The organism is Gallintestinimicrobium sp., from assembly GCF_046968865.1.
Classification (GTDB): Bacteria; Bacillota; Clostridia; order Lachnospirales; family Lachnospiraceae; genus Gallintestinimicrobium; species Gallintestinimicrobium propionicum.
Genome location: NZ_JBKVPW010000014.1, coordinates 1 through 24,978, shown reverse-complemented (window position 1 = coordinate 24,978; position 24,978 = coordinate 1). Strand labels below are relative to the sequence as shown.

General features: G+C 51.5%; 24 protein-coding genes. All 24 read left to right on the top strand.

Features of this window, described 5'->3' with window-relative positions:
* The first annotated feature begins 113 nt into the window (after positions 1 to 113).
* The 24 genes from ACLTOQ_RS12095 to spoIVB all read left to right on the top strand — a co-directional run bounded on the left by ACLTOQ_RS12095 (position 114) and on the right by spoIVB (position 24,867).
* Positions 114 to 1,304, top strand: a complete 1,191-nt coding sequence (locus ACLTOQ_RS12095; protein WP_412319539.1) for a radical SAM/SPASM domain-containing protein — start codon at positions 114 to 116, stop codon at positions 1,302 to 1,304.
* 39 nt (positions 1,305 to 1,343) lie between these two features.
* Positions 1,344 to 2,762, top strand: coding sequence for an aldehyde dehydrogenase (locus ACLTOQ_RS12090; protein WP_412319538.1), 1,419 nt, complete (start codon positions 1,344 to 1,346; stop codon positions 2,760 to 2,762).
* A 201-nt stretch (positions 2,763 to 2,963) separates the two neighbouring features.
* Positions 2,964 to 5,714, top strand: a complete 2,751-nt coding sequence (locus tag ACLTOQ_RS12085; RefSeq protein ID WP_412319537.1) for a cation-translocating P-type ATPase — start codon at positions 2,964 to 2,966, stop codon at positions 5,712 to 5,714.
* Positions 5,680 to 6,753, top strand: coding sequence for a stage III sporulation protein AA (gene spoIIIAA / locus ACLTOQ_RS12080; protein WP_412319536.1), 1,074 nt, complete (start codon positions 5,680 to 5,682; stop codon positions 6,751 to 6,753). Before ACLTOQ_RS12085 ends, spoIIIAA begins: the two co-directional genes overlap by 35 nt.
* A complete protein-coding gene (locus ACLTOQ_RS12075; protein ID WP_412319534.1) occupies positions 6,741 to 7,298 on the top strand; it encodes a stage III sporulation protein AB in 558 nt (185 codons plus the stop codon). The genes spoIIIAA and ACLTOQ_RS12075 overlap by 13 nt, the downstream gene beginning before the upstream one ends.
* A gap of 36 nt (positions 7,299 to 7,334) precedes the next feature.
* Positions 7,335 to 7,529, top strand: coding sequence for a stage III sporulation protein AC (gene spoIIIAC / locus ACLTOQ_RS12070; protein WP_021915466.1), 195 nt, complete (start codon positions 7,335 to 7,337; stop codon positions 7,527 to 7,529).
* A gap of 27 nt (positions 7,530 to 7,556) precedes the next feature.
* On the top strand, positions 7,557 to 7,946 hold the full coding sequence (locus ACLTOQ_RS12065) for a SpoIIIAC/SpoIIIAD family protein (RefSeq protein ID WP_262585847.1): 390 nt from the start codon (positions 7,557 to 7,559) through the stop codon (positions 7,944 to 7,946).
* A gap of 3 nt (positions 7,947 to 7,949) precedes the next feature.
* Positions 7,950 to 9,023 (top strand): stage III sporulation protein AE, encoded by a 1,074-nt coding sequence (locus tag ACLTOQ_RS12060; RefSeq protein WP_412319533.1) that lies wholly within the window; start codon positions 7,950 to 7,952, stop codon positions 9,021 to 9,023.
* A gap of 11 nt (positions 9,024 to 9,034) precedes the next feature.
* Entirely contained in the window at positions 9,035 to 9,679 is a 645-nt protein-coding gene (locus tag ACLTOQ_RS12055; RefSeq protein WP_412319532.1) for a stage III sporulation protein AF, read from the top strand.
* A complete protein-coding gene (locus tag ACLTOQ_RS12050) occupies positions 9,672 to 10,265 on the top strand; it encodes a stage III sporulation protein AG (protein ID WP_412319530.1) in 594 nt (197 codons plus the stop codon). The genes ACLTOQ_RS12055 and ACLTOQ_RS12050 overlap by 8 nt, the downstream gene beginning before the upstream one ends.
* A gap of 76 nt (positions 10,266 to 10,341) precedes the next feature.
* Positions 10,342 to 11,067 (top strand): SpoIIIAH-like family protein, encoded by a 726-nt coding sequence (locus ACLTOQ_RS12045; protein WP_021915463.1) that lies wholly within the window; start codon positions 10,342 to 10,344, stop codon positions 11,065 to 11,067.
* A 233-nt stretch (positions 11,068 to 11,300) separates the two neighbouring features.
* Complete coding sequence (locus tag ACLTOQ_RS12040) at positions 11,301 to 12,896, top strand: peptide chain release factor 3 (RefSeq protein ID WP_118495951.1); 1,596 nt, start codon at positions 11,301 to 11,303, stop codon at positions 12,894 to 12,896.
* 18 nt (positions 12,897 to 12,914) lie between these two features.
* Positions 12,915 to 14,273 carry a transglutaminase domain-containing protein gene (locus ACLTOQ_RS12035; protein ID WP_412319528.1) on the top strand — a complete coding sequence of 453 codons (1,359 nt, stop codon included), beginning with the start codon at positions 12,915 to 12,917 and terminating at the stop codon, positions 14,271 to 14,273.
* Positions 14,274 to 14,372: 99 nt separating this feature from the next.
* Positions 14,373 to 14,762: an Asp23/Gls24 family envelope stress response protein gene (locus tag ACLTOQ_RS12030; protein WP_021915460.1), complete on the top strand. Its 390-nt coding sequence runs from the start codon at positions 14,373 to 14,375 to the stop codon at positions 14,760 to 14,762.
* A gap of 25 nt (positions 14,763 to 14,787) precedes the next feature.
* Positions 14,788 to 15,186, top strand: coding sequence for a transcription antitermination factor NusB (gene nusB / locus ACLTOQ_RS12025; RefSeq protein WP_021915459.1), 399 nt, complete (start codon positions 14,788 to 14,790; stop codon positions 15,184 to 15,186).
* Positions 15,183 to 16,400 carry an exodeoxyribonuclease VII large subunit gene (gene xseA, locus ACLTOQ_RS12020; protein WP_412319526.1) on the top strand — a complete coding sequence of 406 codons (1,218 nt, stop codon included), beginning with the start codon at positions 15,183 to 15,185 and terminating at the stop codon, positions 16,398 to 16,400. Before nusB ends, xseA begins: the two co-directional genes overlap by 4 nt.
* Positions 16,376 to 16,591, top strand: a complete 216-nt coding sequence (xseB, locus tag ACLTOQ_RS12015) for an exodeoxyribonuclease VII small subunit (protein ID WP_021915457.1) — start codon at positions 16,376 to 16,378, stop codon at positions 16,589 to 16,591. Before xseA ends, xseB begins: the two co-directional genes overlap by 25 nt.
* On the top strand, positions 16,581 to 17,498 hold the full coding sequence (locus tag ACLTOQ_RS12010; protein ID WP_412319524.1) for a polyprenyl synthetase family protein: 918 nt from the start codon (positions 16,581 to 16,583) through the stop codon (positions 17,496 to 17,498). Before xseB ends, ACLTOQ_RS12010 begins: the two co-directional genes overlap by 11 nt.
* Before the next feature lie 14 nt (positions 17,499 to 17,512).
* A complete protein-coding gene (gene dxs / locus ACLTOQ_RS12005; RefSeq protein WP_118495949.1) occupies positions 17,513 to 19,375 on the top strand; it encodes a 1-deoxy-D-xylulose-5-phosphate synthase in 1,863 nt (620 codons plus the stop codon).
* Entirely contained in the window at positions 19,372 to 20,253 is an 882-nt protein-coding gene (locus ACLTOQ_RS12000; protein WP_262585840.1) for a TlyA family RNA methyltransferase, read from the top strand. Before dxs ends, ACLTOQ_RS12000 begins: the two co-directional genes overlap by 4 nt.
* A gap of 23 nt (positions 20,254 to 20,276) precedes the next feature.
* Positions 20,277 to 21,128 carry an NAD(+)/NADH kinase gene (locus tag ACLTOQ_RS11995; protein WP_262585839.1) on the top strand — a complete coding sequence of 284 codons (852 nt, stop codon included), beginning with the start codon at positions 20,277 to 20,279 and terminating at the stop codon, positions 21,126 to 21,128.
* 25 nt (positions 21,129 to 21,153) lie between these two features.
* The gene (gene argR, locus ACLTOQ_RS11990) at positions 21,154 to 21,606 is read left to right on the top strand and encodes an arginine repressor (protein WP_021915452.1); all 453 of its coding nucleotides are present in this window, start codon (positions 21,154 to 21,156) and stop codon (positions 21,604 to 21,606) included.
* A 13-nt stretch (positions 21,607 to 21,619) separates the two neighbouring features.
* Complete coding sequence (gene recN, locus ACLTOQ_RS11985; RefSeq protein WP_412319523.1) at positions 21,620 to 23,311, top strand: DNA repair protein RecN; 1,692 nt, start codon at positions 21,620 to 21,622, stop codon at positions 23,309 to 23,311.
* Between the two features lie 188 nt (positions 23,312 to 23,499).
* Positions 23,500 to 24,867, top strand: coding sequence for a SpoIVB peptidase (gene spoIVB, locus ACLTOQ_RS11980; RefSeq protein WP_412287313.1), 1,368 nt, complete (start codon positions 23,500 to 23,502; stop codon positions 24,865 to 24,867).
* Positions 24,868 to 24,978: the final 111 nt, after the last annotated feature.

Genomic DNA, 24,978 nt, shown 5'->3' with positions numbered 1-24,978 from the left:
TCGCTTGCCCGAAACCGGAAAGCATAGTATGATGATATCAGGGATCCAAGTTCAGAAGCCGCCGTGCTTGCACGGGGCGGCTTCTGAATTTTAAATAGAAAAGGAGTATACGCATGTCAGAAAAAAAACTCAACGGAACTGTCATTGTAACCTACCGCTGTAACGCGAGATGTTCGATGTGCAGCCGTTATAAAAAACCTTCCAGACCGGATGAGGAAATTTCAATCGAAACGATAAAAAAACTGCCGAAAATGTACTTTACCAACATCACAGGCGGGGAACCGTTTATCCGCACGGATTTAAAGGACATCGTCCGGGAATTATATAAAAAGAGCGACCGTATTGTAATTTCCACGAACGGATTTTTTACGGATCGGATCGTTGATCTGTGCAAGGAATTTCCAGACATCGGCATCCGCATTTCGATCGAAGGATTAGAGCAGACGAATAACGAAATCCGCGGTCTGCAGGACGGTTTTAATAAGGGATATACGACCCTGAAAACCCTGCGGGAAATGGGCATGAAGGATGTCGGCTTCGGCATGACGGTGCAGGATAAAAACGCACCGGACCTCGTTCCCCTTTACGAGCTTTCCAATGAGATGGGCATGGAGTTTGCAACGGCGAGCCTGCACAACAGCTTTTATTTCGTGGAAGCCAAAAATATCATTCATGACCGCTCGATGGTGGCTGAAAATTTTGAAAAGCTGGTCAACGAGCTGTTAAAATCCAACAGCCCGAAAAAGTGGTTCCGCGCGTATTTCAACCACGGTCTGATCAATTATATTTACGGACAGAAGCGCCTGCTGCCGTGTGATATGAGCTTCGATACGTTTTTCATCGATCCCTATGGAGATGTCATGCCCTGCAACGGTACAAAGGACAAAGAAGTGATGGGCAATTTAAACACCCAAAGCTGGGATGAGCTGTGGAGTAGCCCGGAGGCGGAAGCCGTGCGCAAAAAGGTGCGCTGCTGCGACAGAAACTGCTGGATGATCGGTTCGGTTTCCCCGGCAATGCATAAATATATCTGGGTTCCGGCAGCATGGGTGATCTGGCACAAATTCAAAGCCCTTTTTATAAAAAAGCCTTACTCCATGTATGAAAATAAAATTGTCCGCGATTATCGGGACGGCAAGGTGACAAAGGAGCAGCTGGACCGCTGCAGCACCTGCGACCAAAATGCAAAGGTAAACGATGGCTTAAGCGCCGCATCTCGCGCACAGCTGGCGCATCAGACCGGAGAAGAAATCGTGGACGCAGATATCGCAAGACAGACTGTAGAGCAGAAAAAGCAACAATAGAATACACGCTCTGCAGGTAGATCGAAAGGGGAGGTTCGTATGCTGACCAAAAAGAAAGAGCTGTACAACCGCAGAAGGCAGAGAAGTGAGATTGATCGGATTCTGCAGAAGCAGCGCGCCTTTTTTGCAGAAGGAAAGACCTATGAGATCCGTTTCAGAAAGGCTGCCCTAAAACGGCTCGAGGCTTCGATCCTGGCGCACGAAAAAGAAGTCTGTCAGGCGTTGACAGAAGATCTTGGAAAATCGGAAACGGAAGGCTATATGTGCGAGGTCGGGCTGACGCTTGCGGAAATCCGCGGGCTGTACCGGAATATCAAAGCCTATAGCAAAACAAAACGTGTCCCGGTCAGCATGGCGAATTTTCCGGCAAAAGGATATCTGGTGCAGGAGCCATACGGCGTCACGCTTGTGATGTCCCCGTGGAATTATCCGTTTATGCTGGCGATGGAGCCGCTCGCCGGAGCAATTGCGGCGGGAAACTGCTGCGTGGTAAAGCCGTCCGCCTATGCACCTGCAACTTCGGCTGTCATTGCAGCGATTGTAAAAGAATGCTTCCCGGAAGGCTATGTTGCGGTGATCGAGGGCGGCAGGCAGGAAAACCAGGAGCTGCTGGAACAGCGGTTTGACTATATTTTCTTTACGGGAAGTGTCTCTGTCGGAAAGCTTGTTATGGAAAAGGCGGCAAAGCATCTGACGCCGGTTTCCCTGGAGCTTGGGGGAAAAAGCCCGTGCATCGTTGACCATACGGCGAAGCTGTCGCTGGCAGCAAAACGGATTGTATTTGGAAAATTTTTAAACTGTGGGCAGACGTGTGTTGCACCGGATTATGTGCTGGTGGAGCGCCGGGTGAAGGACGCATTTTTAAAATATCTGATCTACTGGACGAAAAAAATGTACGGCGAAAATGCGTTTGCAAATCCATCCTATGGACGAATCGTCAACCGGAAGCATTTTGACCGGATCAGCGGGCTGATAGAGGAGAACAAAGTCGTTTACGGCGGCAGGACAAAGGAAGAAACACTGCAGATCGAGCCGACGATCCTGTTTCCGGTTTCTGAAAAAGATGCCGTCATGCAGGAAGAAATTTTCGGACCTGTTTTACCGATCCTTGTCGTGGAAAATATGGACGAAGCGCAGCGCTTTGTGCAGAATCGGGAAAAACCGCTCGCCTGCTATATCTTCACTTCGAGCAGAAAGACGCGCAGAAAATTTGTCCGTTATACGTCCTTTGGCGGCGGCTGCGTCAATGACACCGTGATGCACCTGACAACGCCTAAGCTGCCCTTTGGAGGCGTGGGAAACAGCGGCATGGGCGCTTACCACGGCAAAAGGAGCTTCGAAACCTTCAGCCATCAAAAGAGCATTCTGGACAAATCTCAAATCGTGGACATTCCCGTGCGCTATCAGCCCTACCGGATGTGGAAAAAGGCGGTCATCCGGCTGATTGGGACGAAGTGAGGACATTCAAACCCGAATCAAACAATAGAATGCACGCTCTGCGAGCATTCTATTGTCATGAATATCATTTTTATAAACACACTACCGGATTTTTCCGATAGTGTGTTTTTTTCTCGTGCCGGATTCCCTATCATAAGCTGTCCTTTTTTTGCATAGGTTGTACCTGTAAACAGAAGTGTTCAGGGCAGAGTCGGAGGAAGCATGGTACAGAAACAGGAATTTTACCGGCAAACGATACAGGAGGCTGCAGCCAGCCTGCATACCGATCCAAAGCGGGGACTTTCTGCGCAGGAGGCGGAACGCAGGCTTTGGGAAAACGGAGAAAACCGATTGCCGGAGGCAGAAAAAAAGTCGGTGCTGCAAAGCTTTTTAGAGCAGTTAAACGATCCGTTAATCTATGTGCTGCTCGCAGCAGCGCTTATTTCCATGTTGCTTGGAGAATACAGTGACGCAGGAATTATTGCATTCGTTGTTTGCTTGAATGCTGCGGTCGGCGTTTTGCAGGAGGGGAAAGCGCAGCGGGCACTGGATTCCTTAAAGCAGCTGATGCAGCCGCGTGCGGTCGTGATCCGGGACGGTTCAGAGCAGGAAATTCCGGCGGCAAAGCTTGTTGTGGGTGATCTGGTCTGCCTGCAGGCGGGGGCGATGGTTCCCGCGGATCTGCGGCTTGTGGAGGCGGAGAATTTACAGCTCCAGGAGGCGGCGCTGACGGGGGAGAATCTTCCGGTGCAAAAACAGACGGCGAGACTTTCCGGAAAACAGGGCGGCAGGATCCCGCTGGGGGACCGGAACAATATGACGTTTTTATCGACGATGGTGAGTGCAGGGCGAGGGACGGGGATGGTCTGTGCGGTGGGCTTGCAGACCCAGATTGGAAAAATCGCGGCACTGATGCACGAAAGCCGGGAGGAGACGACGCCGCTGCAAAAAAAGCTGGGAGAGCTTGGAAAATTCTTAAGCCTGGGCTCCCTTGGAATCTGCATCGTGTTGTTTTTGCTGGCGATTGTGCAGAAGCGTCCGGTGTTCGATATGCTTCTGACGGCGATTTCCCTTGCGGTGGCAGCTGTCCCGGAGGGATTGCCGGCGGTGGTCACTTTGTGTCTGGCACTGAGCGTGACGCGGATGGCAAAGATCAATACGATCATCCGTCGTCTGCCGAGCGTGGAAACATTGGGCGCGGTTTCTGTCGTCTGCTCGGATAAAACCGGGACGCTGACGCAGAATAAAATGACGGTGGAAGCCTGTTTTGCAGATCAGAAGCTGTTGCCTGCAGAGCGGATGAACGTAAAAAGAAACAGGGAGCTGTTTCTGGCGATGCTTCTCTGCAACGACGCACAGATCGAAAAAAGCAGGGTAGGAGATCCGACGGAGCTCGCGCTGTTGGATTTCGGGGTGAGATATGGATTTGAAAAAAACGCACTGGGAACTTCTTTTGAACGGAAAAAAGAGAATGCCTTTGATTCTGACCGGAAAATGATGTCCGTGCTCTGCCGGGAACAGGGAAAGCTGACATGGTATGTTAAAGGCGCGGCGGATCGGATTTTAAAGCGCTGCAGTCAGGTGATGGTGTGGGGACAGCCTGTGCCGATGACGCAGGCGCACCGGCAGCAGATTTTGGCAGGAGTGGAAAAGATGGCGGCAGAAGAGCTGCGGACGCTGGCGTTTGCCTGCAGACCGTATCAGGAAGGGGAACCGGAAAACATGGCGGAGATGAACCTGATTTTTCTGGGAATAACCGGTATGCGGGATCCGATCCGCCCGGAGGCAATCCGTGCGGTGGCGGATTTTCAGAAGGCGGGCGTCAGCACGGTTATGATCACAGGAGACCATGTAGCGACAGCGTTTGCGGTCGGGAAAAAACTCGGAATCGTATCAAAACAAAGCCAGTGCATGACGGGAGAGGTATTGTCCGGATTGTCGGAGGATGATCTTGCAGGACATCTGGATGAGATCCGGGTGTTTGCGAGGGTTTCCCCGAAAGATAAGGTGAAAATTGTGCGGGCGTTCCAGAAACGGGGACAGATCGTGGCGATGACAGGGGACGGTGTCAACGATGCGCCGTCGTTAAAGGCAGCGGATGTTGGAATTGCGATGGGAAAGGGCGGAACGGATGTGGCGCGGCAGGCATCCGATATGATTTTGACAGACGACAACTTTGCGACGATTCGCAGGGCGATGGAGGAGGGCAGGGGCGTCTATGAAAATATCCGAAAATCAGTGCTGTTTCTATTGTCCTCCAACCTGGGGGAAATCCTGACGATGTTTGCAGCAGTGCTGATGGGACTTCCCTCGCCGCTGCAATCCGCACATATTTTGTGGATCAACCTGATTACGGACTCGCTCCCGGCACTGGCGCTCGGTGTTGATAAAAACGATGGAAAAAAGTTGATGGGCAGACCGCCCCGAACAGCGTCGGAAAGCCTTTTAGCAAACGGTGGACTTTCGGTAATCTGTTTTTACGGCGCACTGATTGCCGGCATCAGCCTGACAGCGTTTTTTACTGTCCCGTATATGCTGATGAAACAGGAGAGGGCGGATTTTTCGGTTGCGGTGCTGGCTGCGTTTCTGGAACAGAAAAAGGTGTTAAAACGGGCGCAGACCTATGCCTTTACCGTGCTTGGCATGTCGCAGCTGTTTCACGCGGTCGGAATGCGGGATGTGAGGCAGAGCATTTTTTCACGCAGGCCGTTTGAAAACCGGCTGATGCTGGTTGCCGGTGGGATTGGATTTTTGCTGCAGGCAGCGGTGACAGAGCTGCCGTTTCTGACCGGGGTGTTCGAAACGCTAAGACTCTCTGTAGGGGAATGGCTGTATCTGGCGGGGCTTTCCTGTTTTCCGCTGCTGGCCCATGAGCTGTTTGTCCTTTTGGAAAAGAACGGTACTCAGAAACCGATGGAAAAATTTGGGAGGGATGCGTATGAATCAGACAGAGATCATGAAAGAGCCGCGTGACTGTTTTGCAGTGCTGCAGCTGTTCCCGGAGCCATACCGGCAGAAGGTCCGCACGGCACTGGAGAGCGCCGGAGGCAGGGGTGTGCCGGACAGGCAACCGCTCAGTATCGGCGGCGCGTCACACAGCCGCCAGCGCTACACCTGTGGCCTGCAGGAAATCCGCTTCCGCATCGGACGTCCGGTTTTGTTTTACATAGACAGCGAGGAATGGTTCGCAACGGAGGACGGCAGTTTGCAAAAGACACTGCAGCCTGCGCTGCAGTGGATCGCCAGCCGGAAGGAGATTTTGCAGATCATTCAGCACATCTGCCGGTATTCCATGTATGCGTATGAAGAGGAACTGGGAAAGGGGTTTATCAGCACGGCGTTTGGCTGCCGGGTCGGCGTCGCCGGGGAGGTCTTAATGGGAACGGACGGCAGCGTCAAAAATATCCGCTGCATTTCCAGTCTGAACATCCGCGTCGCCTATGAAGCGAAAGGAATCGCGGGCGTGGTGCTGCCCTATTTATATGAAGAAAAAAAGCTATGCAGTACGTTGTTGATTTCTCCTCCGGGCTGTGGAAAAACGACGCTTCTTCGGGACATCATCCGGATGGTTTCCGATGGAAACAGGCTGGCTGGCGGAATGACAGTCGGCGTTGTGGATGAGCGGTCGGAGCTTGCAGGCTGCTGTGATGGGATTGCGGTCAATGATCTTGGAATGCGGACAGACATTTTAGACGGGTGTCTAAAAGCTGCCGGAATGCTGATGCTGCTGCGTTCCATGGCGCCGGATGTTGTGGCGGTGGATGAGCTGGGAGACCGGGAGGATACCACTGCGCTGGAGCAGGTGCTCAAATGCGGGTGCAGCGTGCTCGCTACGGTTCATGGAGGTTCGTATGAAGAGCTGAGCCGGAAACGGTTTTTACAGCCGCTTTTGCAGGCTGGCGCGTTTCAACGGTATCTGGTGTTAAAACACTGCGACGGCACCTTTTTCGTCGAGCAGGTACGGGACGGAGACGGACAGCTGCTGGCGTCCGGTCTGGCATGCTGCGCCTGATCGGTATCTGCCTGACGCTTGCCGGGAGCTTCGGGAGCGGGCTCGCCTTGTGCCGGGAAAAAAGCAGACATGCCGGAACGCTTTTTTTGCTGGCGGAGCTGTTTTTGCGGATGGCGGAGGAAATTGGCTACAGCGCAGAGCGCCTGCCGGACGTATTTTCCCAAATGTCAGTCTGGCTGGCAAAGGACGCAGAAAACGATAGTTTCGGAAAAGAAGAAGCGTCAGCGCTTGCAGAGGCACTCCTTCACTGTGCAGACCGCCTGGAGCAGGAGCGCAGCGAGCCACTGGAAGTAGTGTGGAACGCAGAACTCGGTGCATGGGCAGCTCAGACAGTGCTCTCGAGGGAAGAAGCCAAAAAGCTGCTTTCCTTTGCAAAGGAGCAGGGCTTTCCAGACCGGGAACGACAAAGACAGTGGATGCTCAGGCTGTCCGGCGAATTCAAAAGCCGGGCGGAATCTGTTTTTGAAAAGGCAGCGTCAGAAAAAAGGATGGTGTTGTCTGTCAGCCTGGCAGCTGGAGCGCTCGTGGTTGTGCTTTTTTGGTAAAAACAGATCATCTGAAAGAAGGGGTGCAGGGACTAGATGGAAGTTGGACTGATCTTTAAAATAGCGGCGGTGGGGATTTTAGTGACAATTTTAAGCCAGGTGCTCAAGCACAGCGGCCGGGAAGAACACGCATTTTTGCTCTCTCTGGCGGCGCTGATTCTGGTGCTAAGCTGGATTGTACCCTATATTTTCGATCTGTTTTCGACGATTCAGACGTTATTTTCCTTATGAATTTTTGAAAGAAAGGGAGGGATGCAGATGGAACTGGTGAAAGTGTGCGCGTTCGCTCTGATGGGAGTGCTTCTTGCACTGCAGTTTAAAGGTGGAAAACAGGAATATGGCATCTATCTGGGGGCAGCATTGGCGGTTGTGGTATTTTCCTGCACCCTTTCCTATATGGGACAGGCAAAAAAACAGCTGATGGGATTATGGCAGCAGCTTTCCGGCGGGCAAAGTTATCTGACACTTCTGTTTAAGGTGGTCGGAATTACGTGGATCAGCGAGCTGGTTTCCGGAATCTGTAAAGACAGCGGTTACAGTGCGGTTGCATCCCAGGTGGAGCTGTTTGGAAAAATCGCTATTCTGTTTGCCGGAATGCCGATTTTCCTTGCACTGGCGGAAACGATTGCAGGATTTGCAGGAGGGTAAGGGGTGGAACCTGGGAATACAGAGCATTATCTGGAACAGTTGAATCTCACAGAGCTGATGGAGCAGTTAAACCGGTGCTTTTCTTCTGCGTTTTTGGCAGATTTTAGTCTGGAGCAGATTTTTTCAGATATTCTGTCCGGAAATGGAAAGGAGGCACTGCAGCTTTTGGGGCGCCAGATCACAGGCAGCGTGGGACAGGAGTTTTCCGGGATGCGGCAGATTTTATCGGTTTTATTGCTGCTCGGCATCCTGTCGGTGCTGGTCTCCTGCCTGATGGGAAGCTTTGAAAATCAGCAGGTGGCGCAGATCGCCCATGATATGTTTTTTTTGTTGGTGTTGACCGTACTGTTAAAGGTATTTTCGGCGGTGTACCGGATTACCGGCAGCACGCTGGAAACGCTGAAGCAGTTTTCGCACCTGACCCTGCCGGCGCTTTGTCTTTCGTTGGGACCTGCAGCGGGCAGTGTGACGGCGGCAGGGTATTATGAGCTTACGCTGGGGTTCATTTTTCTGATAGAAAGGTTCCTTTCCGGGTTCTGCCTGCTGTTGCTTCCGCTCTGGATGCTGCTGGTCGTGCTGTCCGGCGTATGGGAGGAGGGGCGACTGAGTGCGATGATGGAGCTGGTGGAAAAATCCTTGTCCTGGATTTTGAAGTTTTGCCTCGGAACGGTGACCGGTCTTGGCGTGCTGCAATCGATGGTGGCACCAGCGCTGGATGCCTGGAAGCGGACGGCTGCGCAAAAGGCGATTGCTGCAATTCCAGGTCTTGGTGATCTGGCAGAAGGAACGGCGCAGGTGCTTTTAGGTTCTGCGGTTCTGGTTAAAAACAGCCTCGGCATGTTCGTCGGAATTTTGCTCGCTGTCCTGCTCATCGTCCCGCTTTTGAAAATCGCGGCATACGGTGTGGTGCTAAAGCTCGCCGGGGCGTTTGTCGGACTTGTGGCGGATAAACGTCTGACCGCCTGTATGACAAAAACGGCGGATGTGGTGTTTTCTTCGCTGAAGCTGGCGGGCACCGGCGCAGCATGCTTCTGGATACTGGCGGCGATTGTGAGCTGCCTTGCAGGAAGGCTATAGAAAGGAAGAGCATGGAAAATCTGCTGCAGGTATTAAAAGAGGCAACCCTGTTTATTCTGACGACACAGTTGTTTCGTCATCTGCTTCCCGGCAAAAAATATCTTCCATATGAAAATGTGATTTTATCGATGGCAGTGCTTTCGATGCTGATTGTGCCGATCCTGTCCGTCGCAGACGCAGATCTTCCGGGAGAATTCGGGGAGAGAGTTGCTTTGCTGGAGACGGAAAATGAGATGTTTTCGCAGCATCTGGAGAAGCTGGAGGAACAGGAAACGGGATTGTTTCGTAATAATATGGCAGATTCGATCGAGGTGCGTGTGCAAAAGGAGGCGGAGGCGGCAGGCGTCAGAGTAAAAGGAGTGCGGCTGCTGGAGGATGGGACGGTTTTTATCAGCGTTTCCGGGCAAAAGCACGCAGAAGGGGGAGGGCAGGCGGTGGGTGCGCCCGGTCAGAGCAGTGAAGAAGGGGCAGGGCAGGACTCCGGCATATCGGTCGAGCCGGTCAGACCGGTCGAGAGCACCAAAGCCCGGCAGGAACAGTTTGTCCTGGCGGATGGGGAAGCTTTAAAAGGCACTGCGCGGGAGGATTTAAAGGAGCGGTTTGCCGCCGTGATTGGAATCGGTCAGACCCAGCTGGAGGTGGTAGAAGTTGAATAAGCTGTTTTCCTGGTGTCGGAAAAAGATGACAAAAGAAAATATGATCGTACTGGCGCTGTCAGGCGTTCTTTTGATGGTGGTCGCGATTCCGACCGGAAAAGAAAAAAATAAGACGGACGAAAGCAAGTCCGTTCAATTGGACACCCAGATGGTTACAATGGATTCAGAAAGCAACAGTGCACAACAGGAAGCGATGGAAGAAAAGCTCGCTCAGTTTTTATCCCGGATGGAGGGTGCAGGCAGGGTGGAGGTACTGATCACCTACGCTTCCACAGAAGAACAGGTCATAGAAAAGGAGACGCCGTCTGTCACGAATTCGCAGACGAGTGAGAACGACGCAGGCGGCACGAGCCGGGTGATTTCCGAGTCCTCGCGTCAGGAAAACACGGTCTATCAGACCGGCAGGGACGGCAGTAAAACACCGTATGTGACCCATACGCTTTCCGCAAAGGTGGAGGGCGTGACGGTGCTTGCACAGGGTGGGGATTCCCCCGTTTTGAAGAAGAACATTACCGAAGTCATTGAGGCATTATTTGATATAGAGCCTCATAAAATAAAAGTAGCAAAGATGGCGGACACCCGGTAAGCCTGCTGTAATGCATACCGGAGGCGTGCCGGATCAAAACAAAGAGCAATGCGGAAGGGAGCAGGAATTGAAAAACATGTTCAAACGCAATCAGGTCATGATTACAGCACTTGCTATTATGATAGCGGTGGCTGGGTATCTGAATTTTGCAGGGACAAAGGTTGGGGAAGAAGAGCTGGCGGACGTCGGGGCGTCTGCCGGTCAGGAATCGGACATGGAAGCACTGTTGGAGCTTTCAGATGAAGATGGAAAAGAGGACATCGCAAGCCTGGATTCGGATACGGAGGATGTGGCGGCGGAGAATTTCCTGAATGAAAATATGCAGACGATCAGCGATCAGGATGTTGCAGCGTTGACGGATGACGCAGCAGATTCTGCGGAAGAGGCGCTGGATGCCGAGGTGCAGGAGGGAGAGATCCCGGGCGAAGCGGTCTATACCAACTCCGGTTCTGTCAGCAGCCTTTCCGGGGCGCGGCTTTTAAAAGAACAGACGCGTGCCAAAAATAAAGAGACGCTTTTAGAGATCATCAATAACGCCAACATCGCAGAGAATCAGAAGCAGGAAGCGGTCGATGAGATGATCGCGCTGACTGATCTGACAGAGCGGGAGACGGCGGCAGAAATTTTGCTGGAGACAAGGGGCTATGCGGACGCTGTCGTGACGATCACGGATGAATCTGCAGATGTTGTGGTCGGCATGTCCGTGCTGTCGGACGCGCAGTGTGCGCAGATCGAGGACATCGTGGCGCGCAAGACCGGAATCGCCGCGCAGAATATCGTCATCAATCCACTCTCCCGGTAGGAGAGGCGCCAAGCGCGTTGTCCCAGGCAGAAAAAGCAGCGTTGTTACGGCTGTTTCGAATCCCCAAAAGAAATGCGTGCCAAACAGAAGAAAATATGATACACTGATTCTAATTGTGCAGATATGCGGCTGCCTGCATGGAAGAATGGAGGCGGCTGGTTTGGATTATGAAGACAGGAGGCATCCGGCAGACGGTCCGGATGTTTCCTGATAGAAAGACGAGGAGAAATACGTTGGGCAATCTGAAAGAAGAAATCAACAGAAGAAGAACATTTGCAATTATCTCTCACCCGGATGCCGGAAAGACTACTTTGACAGAGAAATTCCTGCTGTACGGCGGAGCGATCAACCTGGCGGGTTCCGTGAAAGGTAAGGCGACAGCCAGACACGCAGTTTCCGACTGGATGGAGATCGAAAAGCAGAGAGGTATTTCCGTAACCTCTTCCGTCCTGCAGTTTGAATACGATGGCTTTTGTATCAACATTCTGGATACGCCGGGACACCAGGACTTTTCAGAGGACACATACCGTACCCTGATGGCGGCGGATTCTGCAGTCATGGTTATCGACGCGAGCAAGGGCGTAGAGGCGCAGACCCGAAAGCTGTTCAAGGTCTGTGTTATGCGCAAAATCCCGATTTTTACCTTTATCAATAAGATGGACCGCGACGCGAACGATACGTTTGACCTGTTGGACGATATTGAAAAGGAGCTGGGCATCGCAACCTGTCCGATGAACTGGCCGATCGGTTCCGGTAAGAGCTTTAAGGGAGTCTACGACAGAGAAAAGCGCTGTGTGATCACCTATTCCGATACCGAAAAGGGAACCAAGGAAGGCGAAGCAACCGAGATTCCGCTTAGCGAGCTGGACAAGCTGACAGGCTTTGTTGGCGAGAACTTAAAGGAAAAGCTTCTGGAAGAAATCGAGCTTTTGGACGGTGCGAGTGCAGAATTTGATCTGGAGCAGGTACAGGCAGGCGAACTGACCCCTGTATTTTTCGGTTCAGCGCTGACCAACTTCGGCGTGGAGGACTTTTTACAGCACTTTTTACAGATGACGACGACGCCTCTGCCGCGCCGCGCGGACATCGGACTGATTGACCCTGTAGAGCATGACTTCAGCGCGTTCGTGTTCAAGATTCAGGCGAACATGAACAAAGCGCACCGTGACAGAATCGCATTTATGAGAATCTGTTCCGGCAAATTTGAGGCGGATATGGACGTCAAGCATGTCCAGAGCCAGAGAGTTATGAGACTTTCCCAGCCGCAGCAGATCATGGCAAACGACCGAAAAATCCTGTCGGAAGCCTATGCCGGAGATATCATCGGCGTATTCGATCCGGGCATTTTCTCCATCGGCGATACGCTCTGTATGCCGAAAGAGCAGTTCGCATATGAAGGGATTCCGACCTTCGCACCGGAGCATTTTGCAAGAGTACGCCAGGTCGATACCATGAAGCGGAAGCAGTTCGTCAAGGGTATTACGCAGATCGCGCAGGAGGGCGCAATCCAGATCTTCCAGGAGTTCAATACCGGTATGGAAGAGATCATCGTCGGTGTTGTCGGCGTCCTGCAGTTTGACGTTTTAAAATTCCGTCTGGAAAGCGAATATAATGTTGAAATTCGTCTTGAGCCGCTTCCTTATGAGCATATCCGCTGGATTGCAAATAAAGAAGAGGTTGATTTGACGAAGTTAGTCGGCACCTCCGATATGAAGAAGATCAAGGATATGAAGGGCAATCCGCTGCTCCTGTTTGTCAATTCCTGGAGCGTCGGCATGGTGCTTGACAGAAATAAGGGACTGGAACTTTCCGAATTCGGGAAAAACTAAACAGACCGGGAGATGCCTATGGAAAAAATCCTTGCAGGCGGAGCAAATACGGATGGAAAAGAAATCGCTGCCTTTGAACAGAAAGCTTCTTTTAAAATTCGCGTTGTACGAAACGCCTACAGGTTCTGCAGTGTCATATTCACAGCTCTGCTGCTGTGCCTTGCAGGCTGCGGCAACGAATGGGATGTGTCCAAAGACTTGACGATTGGACAAGACTGGCTTGAGGAAGCAGAAACGGATACGGCAGATCGACTGGAATCAGACCTGTTCCGGGAAGACGAAGGCAGCGAACCGCAGTCCGGCTGGACGAACACTGCCGACGGCGCTCCGTTTGGCGAAAAGGACCTGTCGGTACAGTCCGATACAGACTTTTCCTACGGGTATTCGCAGCTGTCCGGAGACGAAGAGCAGCTGTACCGGGAGATTTTAAACAGCCTTATAAGCTATCAGGAAGAAACGGAGCTTTCTGTAAAGGATCCGGAAATGGTAGAGCGCGTGTTCCGGTATGTGATGGCGGATCACCCGGAAATTTTTTATGCGGACGGCTATGAGGTGACGACTTATCGGCTTGGAACAGAAATTCGCAGGATCACGTTTACCGGAACCTGGACGCTGGAATCAGACGAAGTTCTTTCGCGCCGGGCACAGCTGGAAGCGGCTGCAGCGCTTTGGCTGGAAGGGCTGCCGGACGGGACGGACGATTTTGAAAAGGTGAAATATATTTACGATGAACTGATTTTGCGCACGGAATACGAGCAGGGCAGTGCGGACAGCCAAAATATCTGCTCCGTTTTGTTAAACCAGCGTTCCGTCTGCCAGGGCTATGCCAAGACATTTCAGTATCTGTGCCAGCTTGCAGGGATTCCTGCGATGCTCGTTACCGGAGAAGTGAACGGGGAAGGACATGCCTGGAATATCGTTTTCCTCGACGGGGACTGGTATTATATCGATCCGACCTGGGGAGACGCTTCCTATCAGAGAGAAGAAGGGGAAGAAACGCCCACGCTGACGGAAACGGTCAACTACGATTATTTTTGCGTGACGACACAGGAGATCGAACGGACGCATTCGATGGATGACAACCAGCTGCTTCCGGTCTGCAATGCGGTGCAGGATCAGTATTACCGCCATGAGGGACTGTATCTGCAGAGTGCGGACAAAGAAAAAATCGACGAAATCTTTGCACGTGCAGCGCAAAAGGGCGCGCCGATGGTTTGTTTTCAGTGTGCGGACGATACCGTTTATCAGGAAGTGTACCGGCTGTTAATTGAGGAACAGGGGATCTTCGCATATCTGCCGGAGTCGGAAACAACGGCAGCGTACCTTGATTCCGACAGAGAAAGGACGTTTTATTTCTGGTTTACAGGTGTCTCGTGACGGATGCCGGACAGATTTCGTGCCTGTACAGGAAACGAAGTCTAGCCAAACCAGAAGGATTTTGTTATAATGAGATGTGAGAGTAAAGGAGGCGCCATTATGGGAAAAGAAACCGTTAAAAATACCTATGTACTGCAGGAGGATGAAAACATCGGCACTGTTCAGATTGCTGATGAAGTTGTTGCAATTATCGCATCTTTGGCCGCTACGGAAGTAGAAGGTGTTTCTTCCATGGCAGGCAATATTACCAACGAGCTGATGAGCAAGGTTGGCGTAAAAGGTCTGACAAAGGGCGTAAAGGTAGAAGTGTTCAACCATCAGGTAAGAGCTGAGCTGGCAGTACTGATGGAGTACGGATACAACATCCCTGCTACCAGCCAGAAGGTACAGGAACGTGTTAAGAATGCAATTGAAAATATGACTGGTCTGACTGTAACGGATGTTAATATCCGTATTGCAGGCGTGAATATGAGTGCCGGAAAACACTGATGCAGAAAGCCGGATGGGAGAACAGATGAACAGAAGAGAGCTGAGAGAACAGATTTTTATGCTGCTGTTTCGGGTAGAGTTTAATCAGAAGGACGATATGCCGGAGCAGTGTACCCTTTTCCTGGAAGATGGAGATACCGAGATTTCCGAAAAGGATGCTGCCTATATCCGTTCCAAATATGAAAAAATTGCAGAGAAACTGCCGGAGATTGATAAGCTGATCAATGAAACAGCGATAGGCTGGGATACCCAGCGTATGGGAAAGGTGGAACTGACGATCATCCGCCTTGCGGTTTATGAGATTCGGTTTGACGAGACGGTTCCGACCGGCGTCGCAATCAACGAAGCAGTAGAGCTTGCAAAGAAATTCGGACAGGAAGGTTCCTCCGGATTTGTAAACGGTATTCTGGCGAAATTTGCATGAAAAATGTCTATACAGTAGCCCAGGTAAACGGATATATCAAAAATATGTTTACCCAGGATTTTTTACTCCAGTCCATTCTGGTCAAAGGCGAAGTGAGCAATTGTAAATACCATTCTTCAGGGCATATTTATTTTACCCTGAAGGATGGAAAGGGCGCAATTGCCTGTGTTATGTTTGCCGGCAACCGGAGCGGACTGAAATTTCATATGCAGGAAGGACAGCAGGTCGTCGTCGGAGGGACGATCGACGTGTTTGAACGGGACGGCAGATATCAGCTGTACGCAAAGTCGATTACGCTCGACGGGGCAGGACAGCTGTATGAGCGTTTTGAACAGCTCAAGCGGGAGCTGGCGGAGCAGGGGCTGTTTGCACCGGAATATAAACAGCCGATTCCTCGTTTTGTCCGGACGCTCGGCGTTGTGACTGCACCGACTGGAGCTGCAGTGCGCGATATTATCAACATTGCGACGCGACGCAATCCATATGTGCAGATTATCCTGTATCCTGCGATCGTGCAGGGAGAGCAGGCGCCTGCGAGCATTGTCAACGGAATACGGGCGCTGGAACGCTGCAAGGTTGATGTGATGATTGTCGGGCGTGGCGGCGGTTCCATTGAAGACCTCTGGGCATTTAATGAAGAGATTGTCGCACAGGCGATTTTTGACTGCAGCGTTCCGATTATTTCCGCAGTCGGTCATGAAACGGATACGACAATCGCCGATTTTGTTGCAGATCTGCGTGCGCCGACGCCGTCTGCAGGTGCAGAGCTTGCAGTTTACGATTATTCGCTGATGCAGACGCAGCTGGATGAGCTTGCACTGCGCTATACCAGACGGATGAAACAGCAGATCGCATCTGCGAGGATGCGCCTGTCGAACGACCAGATCCGCCTTTCTCATTTAAGCCCGGCAGGACAGATCCGGGAGAAGCGAAGCTATCTGGTTTCCCTGGAAGAAAAGCTGGAACGGCAGATGCAGGAAAAGCTTCGGGAACGCAGGTATCAGGTATCCTTATATGCGGAGAAATTAAAAGGCCTGTCGCCACTGGAAAAGCTCAGTCAGGGATTTTCCCATGTGGCGGACGCAGAAGGGCGGACGGTAACCGACGTCAATCGGATACAGGTCGGAGAGCTGGTGACGATCCATGTCAAAAACGGACGGATTGTTGCACAGGTGAAGGAGAAAGAAGAATGGAAACAGCCGAAAAAGAGCTGACGCTGGAAGAAGCATTCTTACGTCTGGAAGAGGTGACAAGGGCGCTGGAGGATGAAAATATCTCTCTGGAGGAGTCCTTTACCGTATACCAGAAGGGAATGGAGCTTTTGAAATACTGTAATGAAAGCATTGATAAAGTGGAGAAAAAGGTTCTCGTCTTAAACGGGGAGGGAAAACTGGATGAATTTTAAAGAAACGCTTGCGGAGAAAACAGTTCATGCAGAAGACGTTTTAACAAAATATCTGCCGGAAGAAAAAGGCTATCAGAAAAAAGTCATCGAGTCGATGAATTATAGCGCCCTGGCGGGTGGAAAACGTCTGCGCCCGATTCTGATGGAAGAGAGCTTCCGGCTGTTTGGCGGGAACTCTGCAATTGTGGAGCCTTTTATGGCAGCGTTGGAAATGATTCATAACTATTCCCTGGTACACGACGACCTGCCTGCGATGGATAATGACGAATACCGCCGGGGACGCAAGACAACCTGGAATGTGTATGGCGAGGGCATGGCGGTGCTGGCCGGGGATGCGCTGTTAAACAAAGCGTTCGAGACGGCAGCAGAAGCGTTTTCCATGATCGGGGAAGCAGCAGACATCGCAGCCCGGTACGCTGCTGTCGCAAAGGCACTGCAGATTCTCGCCAACAAAGCGGGCATCTATGGTATGATCGGCGGACAGTGCGCGGACATCTGCGCAGAAGAGCTGCCGGCAGATCAGGTGACGAAAGAGCTGCTCTGGTACATCCACAAAAATAAAACGGCAGCGCTGATTGAAGCGGCGCTGATGATCGGAGCCGTTCTGGCAGGAGCACCGGACGAGGCGGTAAAGAAGCTGGAGCAGGCGGCGGAAAATATCGGCATCGCATTCCAGATTCAGGACGATATTTTAGATGTGACCAGTTCTCTGGAGGTGCTTGGTAAACCGGTTGGAAGCGATGAAAAGAATCATAAGGTAACCTATGTGCGGTTAAACGGACTGGAACAGTCGAAAAAAGATGTGGAAGCGCTGTCGGAAGAAGCACTGAAGATTCTTTCTTCCTTTGACCGGCGAAATGAATTTCTGGAAGATTTGGTTCGCGCACTGATTACAAGAGAAAAATAAAGAGGGGGCTGCTTATGCTTCTGGAACAGATACAGCAGACAAATGATATCAAAAAAATAAATCCAAAGGATTATCCGCTTCTTGCAGAGGAAATCCGTCAGTTCCTGATTGAGAAGATCAGTGTAACTGGCGGGCATCTCGGCTCGAATCTGGGAGCTGTCGAGCTGACGATGGCGATGCATATCGCGCTGAATCTGCCGGAAGATAAGATCGTATGGGACGTCGGGCATCAGTCCTACACCCATAAGCTGCTGACCGGCAGACGTGAGGGCTTCGACCATTTGCGCAAATACGGCGGAATGAGCGGATTTCCGAAACGCAAAGAGAGCGACTGCGACAGCTTTGATACGGGACATTCCTCCACTTCGATTTCTGCCGGACTGGGACTTGTGCGCGCAAGAGATATTCAGGGTAAAACCAATACCGTTGTTTCCGTGATCGGAGACGGTGCGCTGACAGGTGGAATGGCATACGAAGCGCTGAACAATGCGGCGAGGATGGAGACGAACTTTATCATTATTTTAAATGATAACAACATGTCTATTTCCGAAAATGTGGGCGGTGTTTCCAAATATCTGAACAACATCCGTACTTCGAACGCCTATTTGGACATCAAGGACAACATTTACGACGCACTGCGCAACACGCGTTACGGAGACGGCGTTGTGACCGGTGTGCGCCGCGCCAAAAACAGCTTAAAACAGCTGGTGATTCCGGGTATGTGGTTTGAGGATATGGGGATCACCTATTTAGGGCCTGTGGATGGACACGATGTCAACGGACTGGTTCGGGTCATCCGCGAGGCGAAGCGGCGCAAAAACTGCGTCCTGATCCATGTTCTGACCCAGAAGGGCAAGGGCTATGCTCCGGCAGAGAAGCATCCGGCGAGATTCCATGGGGCAGAGCCCTTCGATGTGGCAACCGGTGTTCCGGTAAAGAAAAAAACAAAAGCCAACTATACAGATATTTTTTCTACCGTCATGGTAAAGCTTGCGGCGCGCCATCCCGATGTGGTGGCGATTACGGCGGCGATGCCGGACGGAACCGGATTAAAGCGTTTCCGTAAGGCATACCCCGAACGTTTTTTTGACGTTGGCATTGCGGAAGAGCATGCAGTGACCTTTGCAGCAGGTCTGGCGGTTGGCGGACTGCATCCGGTTGTGGCGATTTATTCTTCGTTTTTGCAGCGTGCCTACGACCAGATTTTACACGATGTCTGTCTGCAGAATGTTCCGGTAATCTTTGCGATTGACCGGGCGGGGCTGGTCGGAAGCGACGGTGAGACCCATCAGGGCATTTTTGATCTGTCGTTTTTATCGTCCATCCCGAATATGCACATCATGGCGCCCAAAAACAAATGGGAACTTTCCGATATGATGAAGTTTGCCTATGATTTCAAAGGGCCGATCGCAATCCGGTATCCCCGCGGTGAGGCGTATGACGGGCTGGCGGACAAGCGTGCGGACGTTGAAATGGGCAAGAGTGAGATGCTGTTCGAAGAAGAAAAGATTGCTCTGTTTGCAGTCGGCAGCATGGTAAAGACTGCGGTAGAGGTGCGGGAAGCATTGAAAGAAAAAGGCATTTCCTGTACAGTTGTCAACGCAAGATTTGTCAAGCCCATCGATGAGAATATGGTTCGATACCTTGCAAAGAACCACGACCTGATCGTGCCGATGGAAGAAAATGTGGCGAGTGGCGGTCTGTCTGAAAAGGTAATTACGCTCGTGGAGCAGGAAAAGCTGCCGATCGAGGTACTGCCGATTACGATTCCGGACGAATATGTAGAGCACGGCAATGTAGATATTTTGAAACAGGAGATCGGAATCAGTACATCCGCTGTCCTGGAAAAGATAGAAAAGGAACTGGAAGCAAAATGAAGGAACGCTTGGATGTCCTGTTAGTGAAGCAGGGACTTGCAGAATCAAGAGAAAAAGCCAAGGCTGTGATTATGGCGGGAGAGGTCTTTGTCCAGGGACAGAGAGAGGACAAGGCGGGAGCCATGTTCGATGAATCGAAGGTGACGATCACGGTAAAGGGAAGCTCGCTGCGTTATGTGAGCCGCGGCGGTCTAAAGCTGGAAAAGGCGATGGCGTGCTTCCCGATCACACTGGAGGGTGATATCTGTATGGATATCGGTTCTTCGACCGGGGGCTTTACGGACTGCATGCTGCAGAACGGGGCGAAAAAGGTTTATTCCGTCGATGTCGGACACGGTCAGCTCGCGTGGAAGCTGCGGCAGGACGAGCGCGTTGTCTGCATGGAAAAGACGAATTTCCGGTATCTGACGAGGGATCAGATTGCGGATGACCTCGATTTTGCATCGGTGGATGTTTCCTTTATTTCCCTGACGAAAATCCTGCTTCCGGCATGGAGACTTTTAAAATGCGGCGGACAGATGGTTTGTCTGATCAAACCACAGTTCGAGGCAGGTCGGGAAAAGGTCGGGAAAAAGGGTGTTGTCCGCGATCCGGCAGTGCATCGCGAGGTCATTGCAAAGGTTATGGATTTTGCGGCGCTTTTACATTTTTCCGTGTTGGGGTTGACCTGGTCGCCGATCAAGGGACCTGAGGGAAATATTGAATATCTGATTTTTATACAGAAAGAAGAGCAGCCGGAAGCCTATGAAAGCGAACAGGCGGCAGAGGCTGCACTGGAAGAGACACAGGCTGCTAAAGGCGGTATTTCCGAAACAGAAGAAAATCGCCAGCTGATTGCGAGGATCGTAGAGCAGGCACACGAGACGCTCAAAGAATAAAAATCCGGGCAGGGGAAAGAATTATGAAACATTTTATTATCATTACGAACCGCCCGAAAGATCCGGATCTGGAGATCACCCGACGAGTGCAGGAGCTGTTGAAGCTGCGGCAGGCGTCATGCAGTGTTTATGCGGACGAAATTCCGAAAGAGGAATGGAAGCGAATTCTTCTGAGGGAGGGAGACCGGACAGATGCGATTTTGGTACTGGGTGGGGACGGGACGATGCTGCGGGCGGCGCGGGATACGGCGGATAGCCAGATTCCGATGCTCGGGATCAATCTGGGAACCCTCGGCTATTTGACAGAAGTAGAAAAAAGTGGAATGGAAGATGCAATAGACCGGCTGGTGGCGGGCAGCTATCAGGTAGAAGACCGAATGATGCTGTGCGGACAGATTTACCGGCAGGGTAGGATGGAAGAGGAAAACAGTGCACTAAATGATATCACGATCACGCGCTGCGGCCATCTGCGAATGTTGTATTTTCAGATCTATGTAAATGGAAAATTGTTAAAGGAATATCATGCGGACGGCATTATCATTGCGACGCCGACTGGTTCAACCGGGTATAACATGTCGGCAGGCGGTCCTCTGGTAGAGCCGGGCGCTCAGATGATTCTGCTGACGCCGGTTTGTCCGCATACCCTGCAGACGAGAAGCATCGTCCTGCGGGCGGACGATGAGATTATTATCCGGATTATCGGCAAGGCGGGGCGGGAAGAGACCGGGATTGAGGCATGCTTTGATGGGGCGAGAAACGTGGAGCTGGCTCCGCTTGACGAGGTGCGGGTGACCAAAAGCATTAAGACGACTTCGATTATCAAAATCAGTGAAGCCGGTTTTTTGGACGTGCTGCATCGGAAGATGAGCGATTAACCGTCTGTAAGGGGAGAAAACAGGAATGAAACAAAACAGACATCAGAAAATTGCAGAGCTGGTATCCCGCTATGAGATCGAAACCCAGGAAGAGCTTGCGGAAAAATTAAAAGAAGCCGGATTTACGGTGACGCAGGCGACAATTTCCCGCGATATTCGTCAGATGAACCTTTCCAAGCTTCCGACCGGAAACGGGCGGCAGAAATATGTGATTCTGAAAAAAGAAAATGAGCTGCTGTCGGACAAGTATATCCGCGTGCTGCGGGACGCCTTTGTATCGATGGATATGGCGCAGAATATTTTGGTCATGCGGACGGTTTCCGGAATGGCGATGGCAGTGGCGGCTGCGCTGGATGCCATTCATTTCGGGGAAGTGGTCGGCTGTATCGCAGGCGATGATACGATTATGATTGCAGTTCGTTCCGTAGAGGATACCCGAATTCTGATGGGAAAAATCCGGGAACTGATGAAACAGTAAAGGGAGTACAAGATTGAGCCAAACAATGTTAGTGAGTCTGCATGTCAGGAACCTGGCGCTGATTGAAGAGACGGAAGTGTTCTTTCAGCCGGGGCTGAACATTCTGACGGGCGAGACGGGCGCCGGAAAATCCGTCATTCTTGGCTCGGTGGCGCTGGCGCTTGGCGCAAAGGCGGATCGGGATATGATCCGGACGGGTGCGGAATATGCGCTGATCGAGCTGACCTTTGAAGGGTCAGAAGAAGTGAGGGAGGCACTTCGCCGGATGGATCTTCCGGCGGAGGACAATCAGATTATTTTACAGAGAAGGGTCATGCCAAACCGAAGTATCTGCCGGATTAACGGGGAGACTGTACCGATCCGCCAGATGCGCGAACTGGCAGGGCTTTTGATCGACATTCACGGACAACATGATAGCCAGATCCTCTTGCAGACGAAGAGGCATCTGGAAATTCTGGACGCATATGCGGAAAAAGAGCTGCCCCATGTAAAAGAAGCGTATGCTGCCTGCTGGCATGAGCACAGCGCGATTCTGCAGGAGATTGCGGAAAACGAGCTGGACGAACAGACACGTAAACGGGAAATTTCCCTCGCGGAGTTCGAGCGAGATGAAATTGAAGAAGCAAATTTGCAGGCAGGTGAGGACGAGCAGCTGGAACGTGATTACCGTAGGATGGTGAACGGGCGCAAGATTGCAGAGACGTTGAATCTGGTACACGGACTGACCGGAGAGGAAGAAGGAAACGGAGCCGGGGAGCTGACCGGGCGTGCGCTTCGGGAGCTGTCACAGGTATTATCCTGTGATGACGGACTCGGACAACTGGTACAGCTGCTGGCGGATGTGGACGGACTGTTGAACGATTTTAATCGGGCGGTTTCGGAATATCTGTCCGATCTCGAATTTGATGAAGAACAGCTTTCAGAGACGGAAAATCGTTTAAATACAGTCAATCACCTGAAAGATAAATACGGCAGCACTATAGAAGAAGTTTTGGCTTACGCAGAGCAGAAAAATAAGGAGCTGGATCGCCTGCTGCACCAGGAGGAATGGCTGGAACAAAAGCGCGGGGAGCTTTCCGAGAACGAAAAAATGTTAGCGCAGCTGGCACAGAGTCTGACAGCGCTTCGAACAAAGGCGGCGCAGGGGTTTCAGAAGGACATGGAAAGCGCATTACAGGATATGAACTTTCTGCATGTGGAATTTCAGGTTTCCCTGACGCAAAAAGACAGCTTTGGTGCAGAGGGAAAGGACGAGGTTGTATTTTTGATTTCGACCAATCCCGGAGAGCCGGTCAAACCGCTGGCGGCGATTGCAAGCGGCGGCGAGCTTTCCAGGATCATGCTTGCACTAAAGACGATTACGGCGAAGCAGGAAAAGATCGGCACGTTTATTTTTGATGAAATTGATGCCGGAATCAGCGGAAAGACCGCCTGGAAGGTTTCGGAAAAATTGGGAATTTTAGGCAGAACGCACCAGATTATCTGCATCACACATCTGCCGCAGATCGCGGCGATGGCGGATCATCATTTTTATATTGAAAAAAATGCAACCGACCATTCCACGGCGACGACGATCACAGAGCTGTCCGAGGCAGACAGCCTGAAAGAGCTTGCAAGGCTTTCGGGAGCGGCGCAGCTGACAGAGTCGGTGCTTGCCAATGCAAAAGAAATGAAAGATTTGGCAGAAAAAAAGAAACAGAACTGAGCATACTAAAGAGGACGTCAGAGATGATGTTCTCTTTTTTTATCGTACAGGAAACTTTGTATCTATACGATAAAAAACGCTCTGCGGGGATCGCATATGCGGCGGAGTGGAATGATGTCGCTTATGCGACCCGCCGCAGGCGCAGGATTCTAGAGGCTATTGGAAGGAAATCAGAAAGGAGAAGCTGCATGGAGAAAAAAGACGTTGTCAAAAAACGGAATCCGGAAAACTGTATGCAAAACAGTGCAGCTTCGCTGCCCCATGCACCAAGCAGCGTTTTTTCTGCGCATGCAGCTGGGAAGAAACGAAAGCCTTGTCTTCGGAAGATTTTAGCATTCTGGATTTTGATGGCGGTGCTTGGTGGTGCTGGCGGCTGGATTTACCAGACCTGGCAGAAAATTCCCTCCTCCATCCGGATTCGCGCCGGAGAAGAGCAGGAGTTGTTTTTGGATGTGCCGGTGAGCGGAACGATTTACGGCGAAAAGACGGCGCAGAAGGACGTGATTCCGGTCAATTTGAACAGACCGCTGACCGTGCAGGCGAGTCAGATTCAGGATTACACGATGGATGTAAAGCTGTTTGGAATCGTGCCGTTCAAACAGGTGGACGTCCATGTGGTCGAAGGACAGCGGTTGATTCCGGCAGGCGTCCCGGTGGGAATTTACATCAAAACCGAGGGGATTCTTGTGATCGCAGAAAGCGATTTTGAAGGATTGGATCATAGCAGAAAGGAACCGGCAAGATACCTGTTGAGGGCGGGAGATTACATTTTAAAGGTGGACGGAGTAGAACTGGAAGGAAAAAAGCAGTTCACTGAGCAAGTGGCAGCGTCGGAGGGAAAGGAGCTGTGTCTGACGATCTGTAGGGACGGACAGACCTTTGATGTGACGGTTACGCCGCAGCAGAACACAGAGGGGGTATACAAGCTGGGTATCTGGATTCGGGATAACGCGCAGGGCGTGGGGACGATGACCTATCTGGATGAGAAAAACGGCTTCGGCGCACTGGGACATGGAATCAACGATACGGATACGGCGGACTTGATGGAGGTACAGAGCGGCAGTCTTTACAAAACCAAAATCGTCAACATTCGAAAAGGCATTAGTGGAACGCCGGGAGAACTGACCGGAGTGATCGATTATAAGAAAGAAAACCGGATCGGCGCGATCTCTATAAATTCTGTCGAAGGAATCTTCGGCACCCTGAGTCAGGAAGAAGCGGACGAAATACAGGGCGAAGCACTGCCGGTTGGATTGAAACAGGAAGTAAAAAAAGGAGAAGCACAGATCCTGAGCTGCCTGGAGGAGGACGGAGCGCCGCAGCTCTATACGATCGAAATCAAAGCCCTTCACCTGGATCACGACAACATCAACCGCGGAATCGAAATCCAGGTAACGGATGAAAGACTGCTGGAAAAAACCGGTGGAATCGTCCAGGGTATGAGCGGTTCCCCGATCCTCCAGAACGGGAAAATTATCGGTGCCGTCACCCACGTCTTTGTAAATGACCCCACGCGGGGATACGGAATCTTTATCGAAAATATGCTCTCCCATTGAGCCGGGCAAAATACTGTCCAGACTGCTCCGCTTGCAAGTTTACTTGCAGCGGTGCATCTGGACAGTATTTTAAGGGGCGAAAGCCCCACAGTCATCAAAGCGCCAACAGCG

Bases quoted from the DNA above. Each gene is read 5' to 3' on its own strand.
- ACLTOQ_RS12095 (WP_412319539.1), top strand. From the start codon at position 114: ATGTCAGAAAAAAAACTCAACGGAACTGTCATTGTAACCTACCGCTGT.
- ACLTOQ_RS12090 (WP_412319538.1), top strand. From the start codon at position 1,344: ATGCTGACCAAAAAGAAAGAGCTGTACAACCGCAGAAGGCAGAGAAGT.
- ACLTOQ_RS12085 (WP_412319537.1), top strand. From the start codon at position 2,964: ATGGTACAGAAACAGGAATTTTACCGGCAAACGATACAGGAGGCTGCA.
- spoIIIAA (WP_412319536.1), top strand. From the start codon at position 5,680: ATGAATCAGACAGAGATCATGAAAGAGCCGCGTGACTGTTTTGCAGTG.
- ACLTOQ_RS12075 (WP_412319534.1), top strand. From the start codon at position 6,741: ATGCTGCGCCTGATCGGTATCTGCCTGACGCTTGCCGGGAGCTTCGGG.
- spoIIIAC (WP_021915466.1), top strand. From the start codon at position 7,335: ATGGAAGTTGGACTGATCTTTAAAATAGCGGCGGTGGGGATTTTAGTG.
- ACLTOQ_RS12065 (WP_262585847.1), top strand. From the start codon at position 7,557: ATGGAACTGGTGAAAGTGTGCGCGTTCGCTCTGATGGGAGTGCTTCTT.
- ACLTOQ_RS12055 (WP_412319532.1), top strand. From the start codon at position 9,035: ATGGAAAATCTGCTGCAGGTATTAAAAGAGGCAACCCTGTTTATTCTG.
- ACLTOQ_RS12045 (WP_021915463.1), top strand. From the start codon at position 10,342: ATGTTCAAACGCAATCAGGTCATGATTACAGCACTTGCTATTATGATA.
- ACLTOQ_RS12035 (WP_412319528.1), top strand. From the start codon at position 12,915: ATGGAAAAAATCCTTGCAGGCGGAGCAAATACGGATGGAAAAGAAATC.
- ACLTOQ_RS12030 (WP_021915460.1), top strand. From the start codon at position 14,373: ATGGGAAAAGAAACCGTTAAAAATACCTATGTACTGCAGGAGGATGAA.
- nusB (WP_021915459.1), top strand. From the start codon at position 14,788: ATGAACAGAAGAGAGCTGAGAGAACAGATTTTTATGCTGCTGTTTCGG.
- xseA (WP_412319526.1), top strand. From the start codon at position 15,183: ATGAAAAATGTCTATACAGTAGCCCAGGTAAACGGATATATCAAAAAT.
- xseB (WP_021915457.1), top strand. From the start codon at position 16,376: ATGGAAACAGCCGAAAAAGAGCTGACGCTGGAAGAAGCATTCTTACGT.
- ACLTOQ_RS12010 (WP_412319524.1), top strand. From the start codon at position 16,581: ATGAATTTTAAAGAAACGCTTGCGGAGAAAACAGTTCATGCAGAAGAC.
- dxs (WP_118495949.1), top strand. From the start codon at position 17,513: ATGCTTCTGGAACAGATACAGCAGACAAATGATATCAAAAAAATAAAT.
- ACLTOQ_RS12000 (WP_262585840.1), top strand. From the start codon at position 19,372: ATGAAGGAACGCTTGGATGTCCTGTTAGTGAAGCAGGGACTTGCAGAA.
- ACLTOQ_RS11995 (WP_262585839.1), top strand. From the start codon at position 20,277: ATGAAACATTTTATTATCATTACGAACCGCCCGAAAGATCCGGATCTG.
- argR (WP_021915452.1), top strand. From the start codon at position 21,154: ATGAAACAAAACAGACATCAGAAAATTGCAGAGCTGGTATCCCGCTAT.
- spoIVB (WP_412287313.1), top strand. From the start codon at position 23,500: ATGGAGAAAAAAGACGTTGTCAAAAAACGGAATCCGGAAAACTGTATG.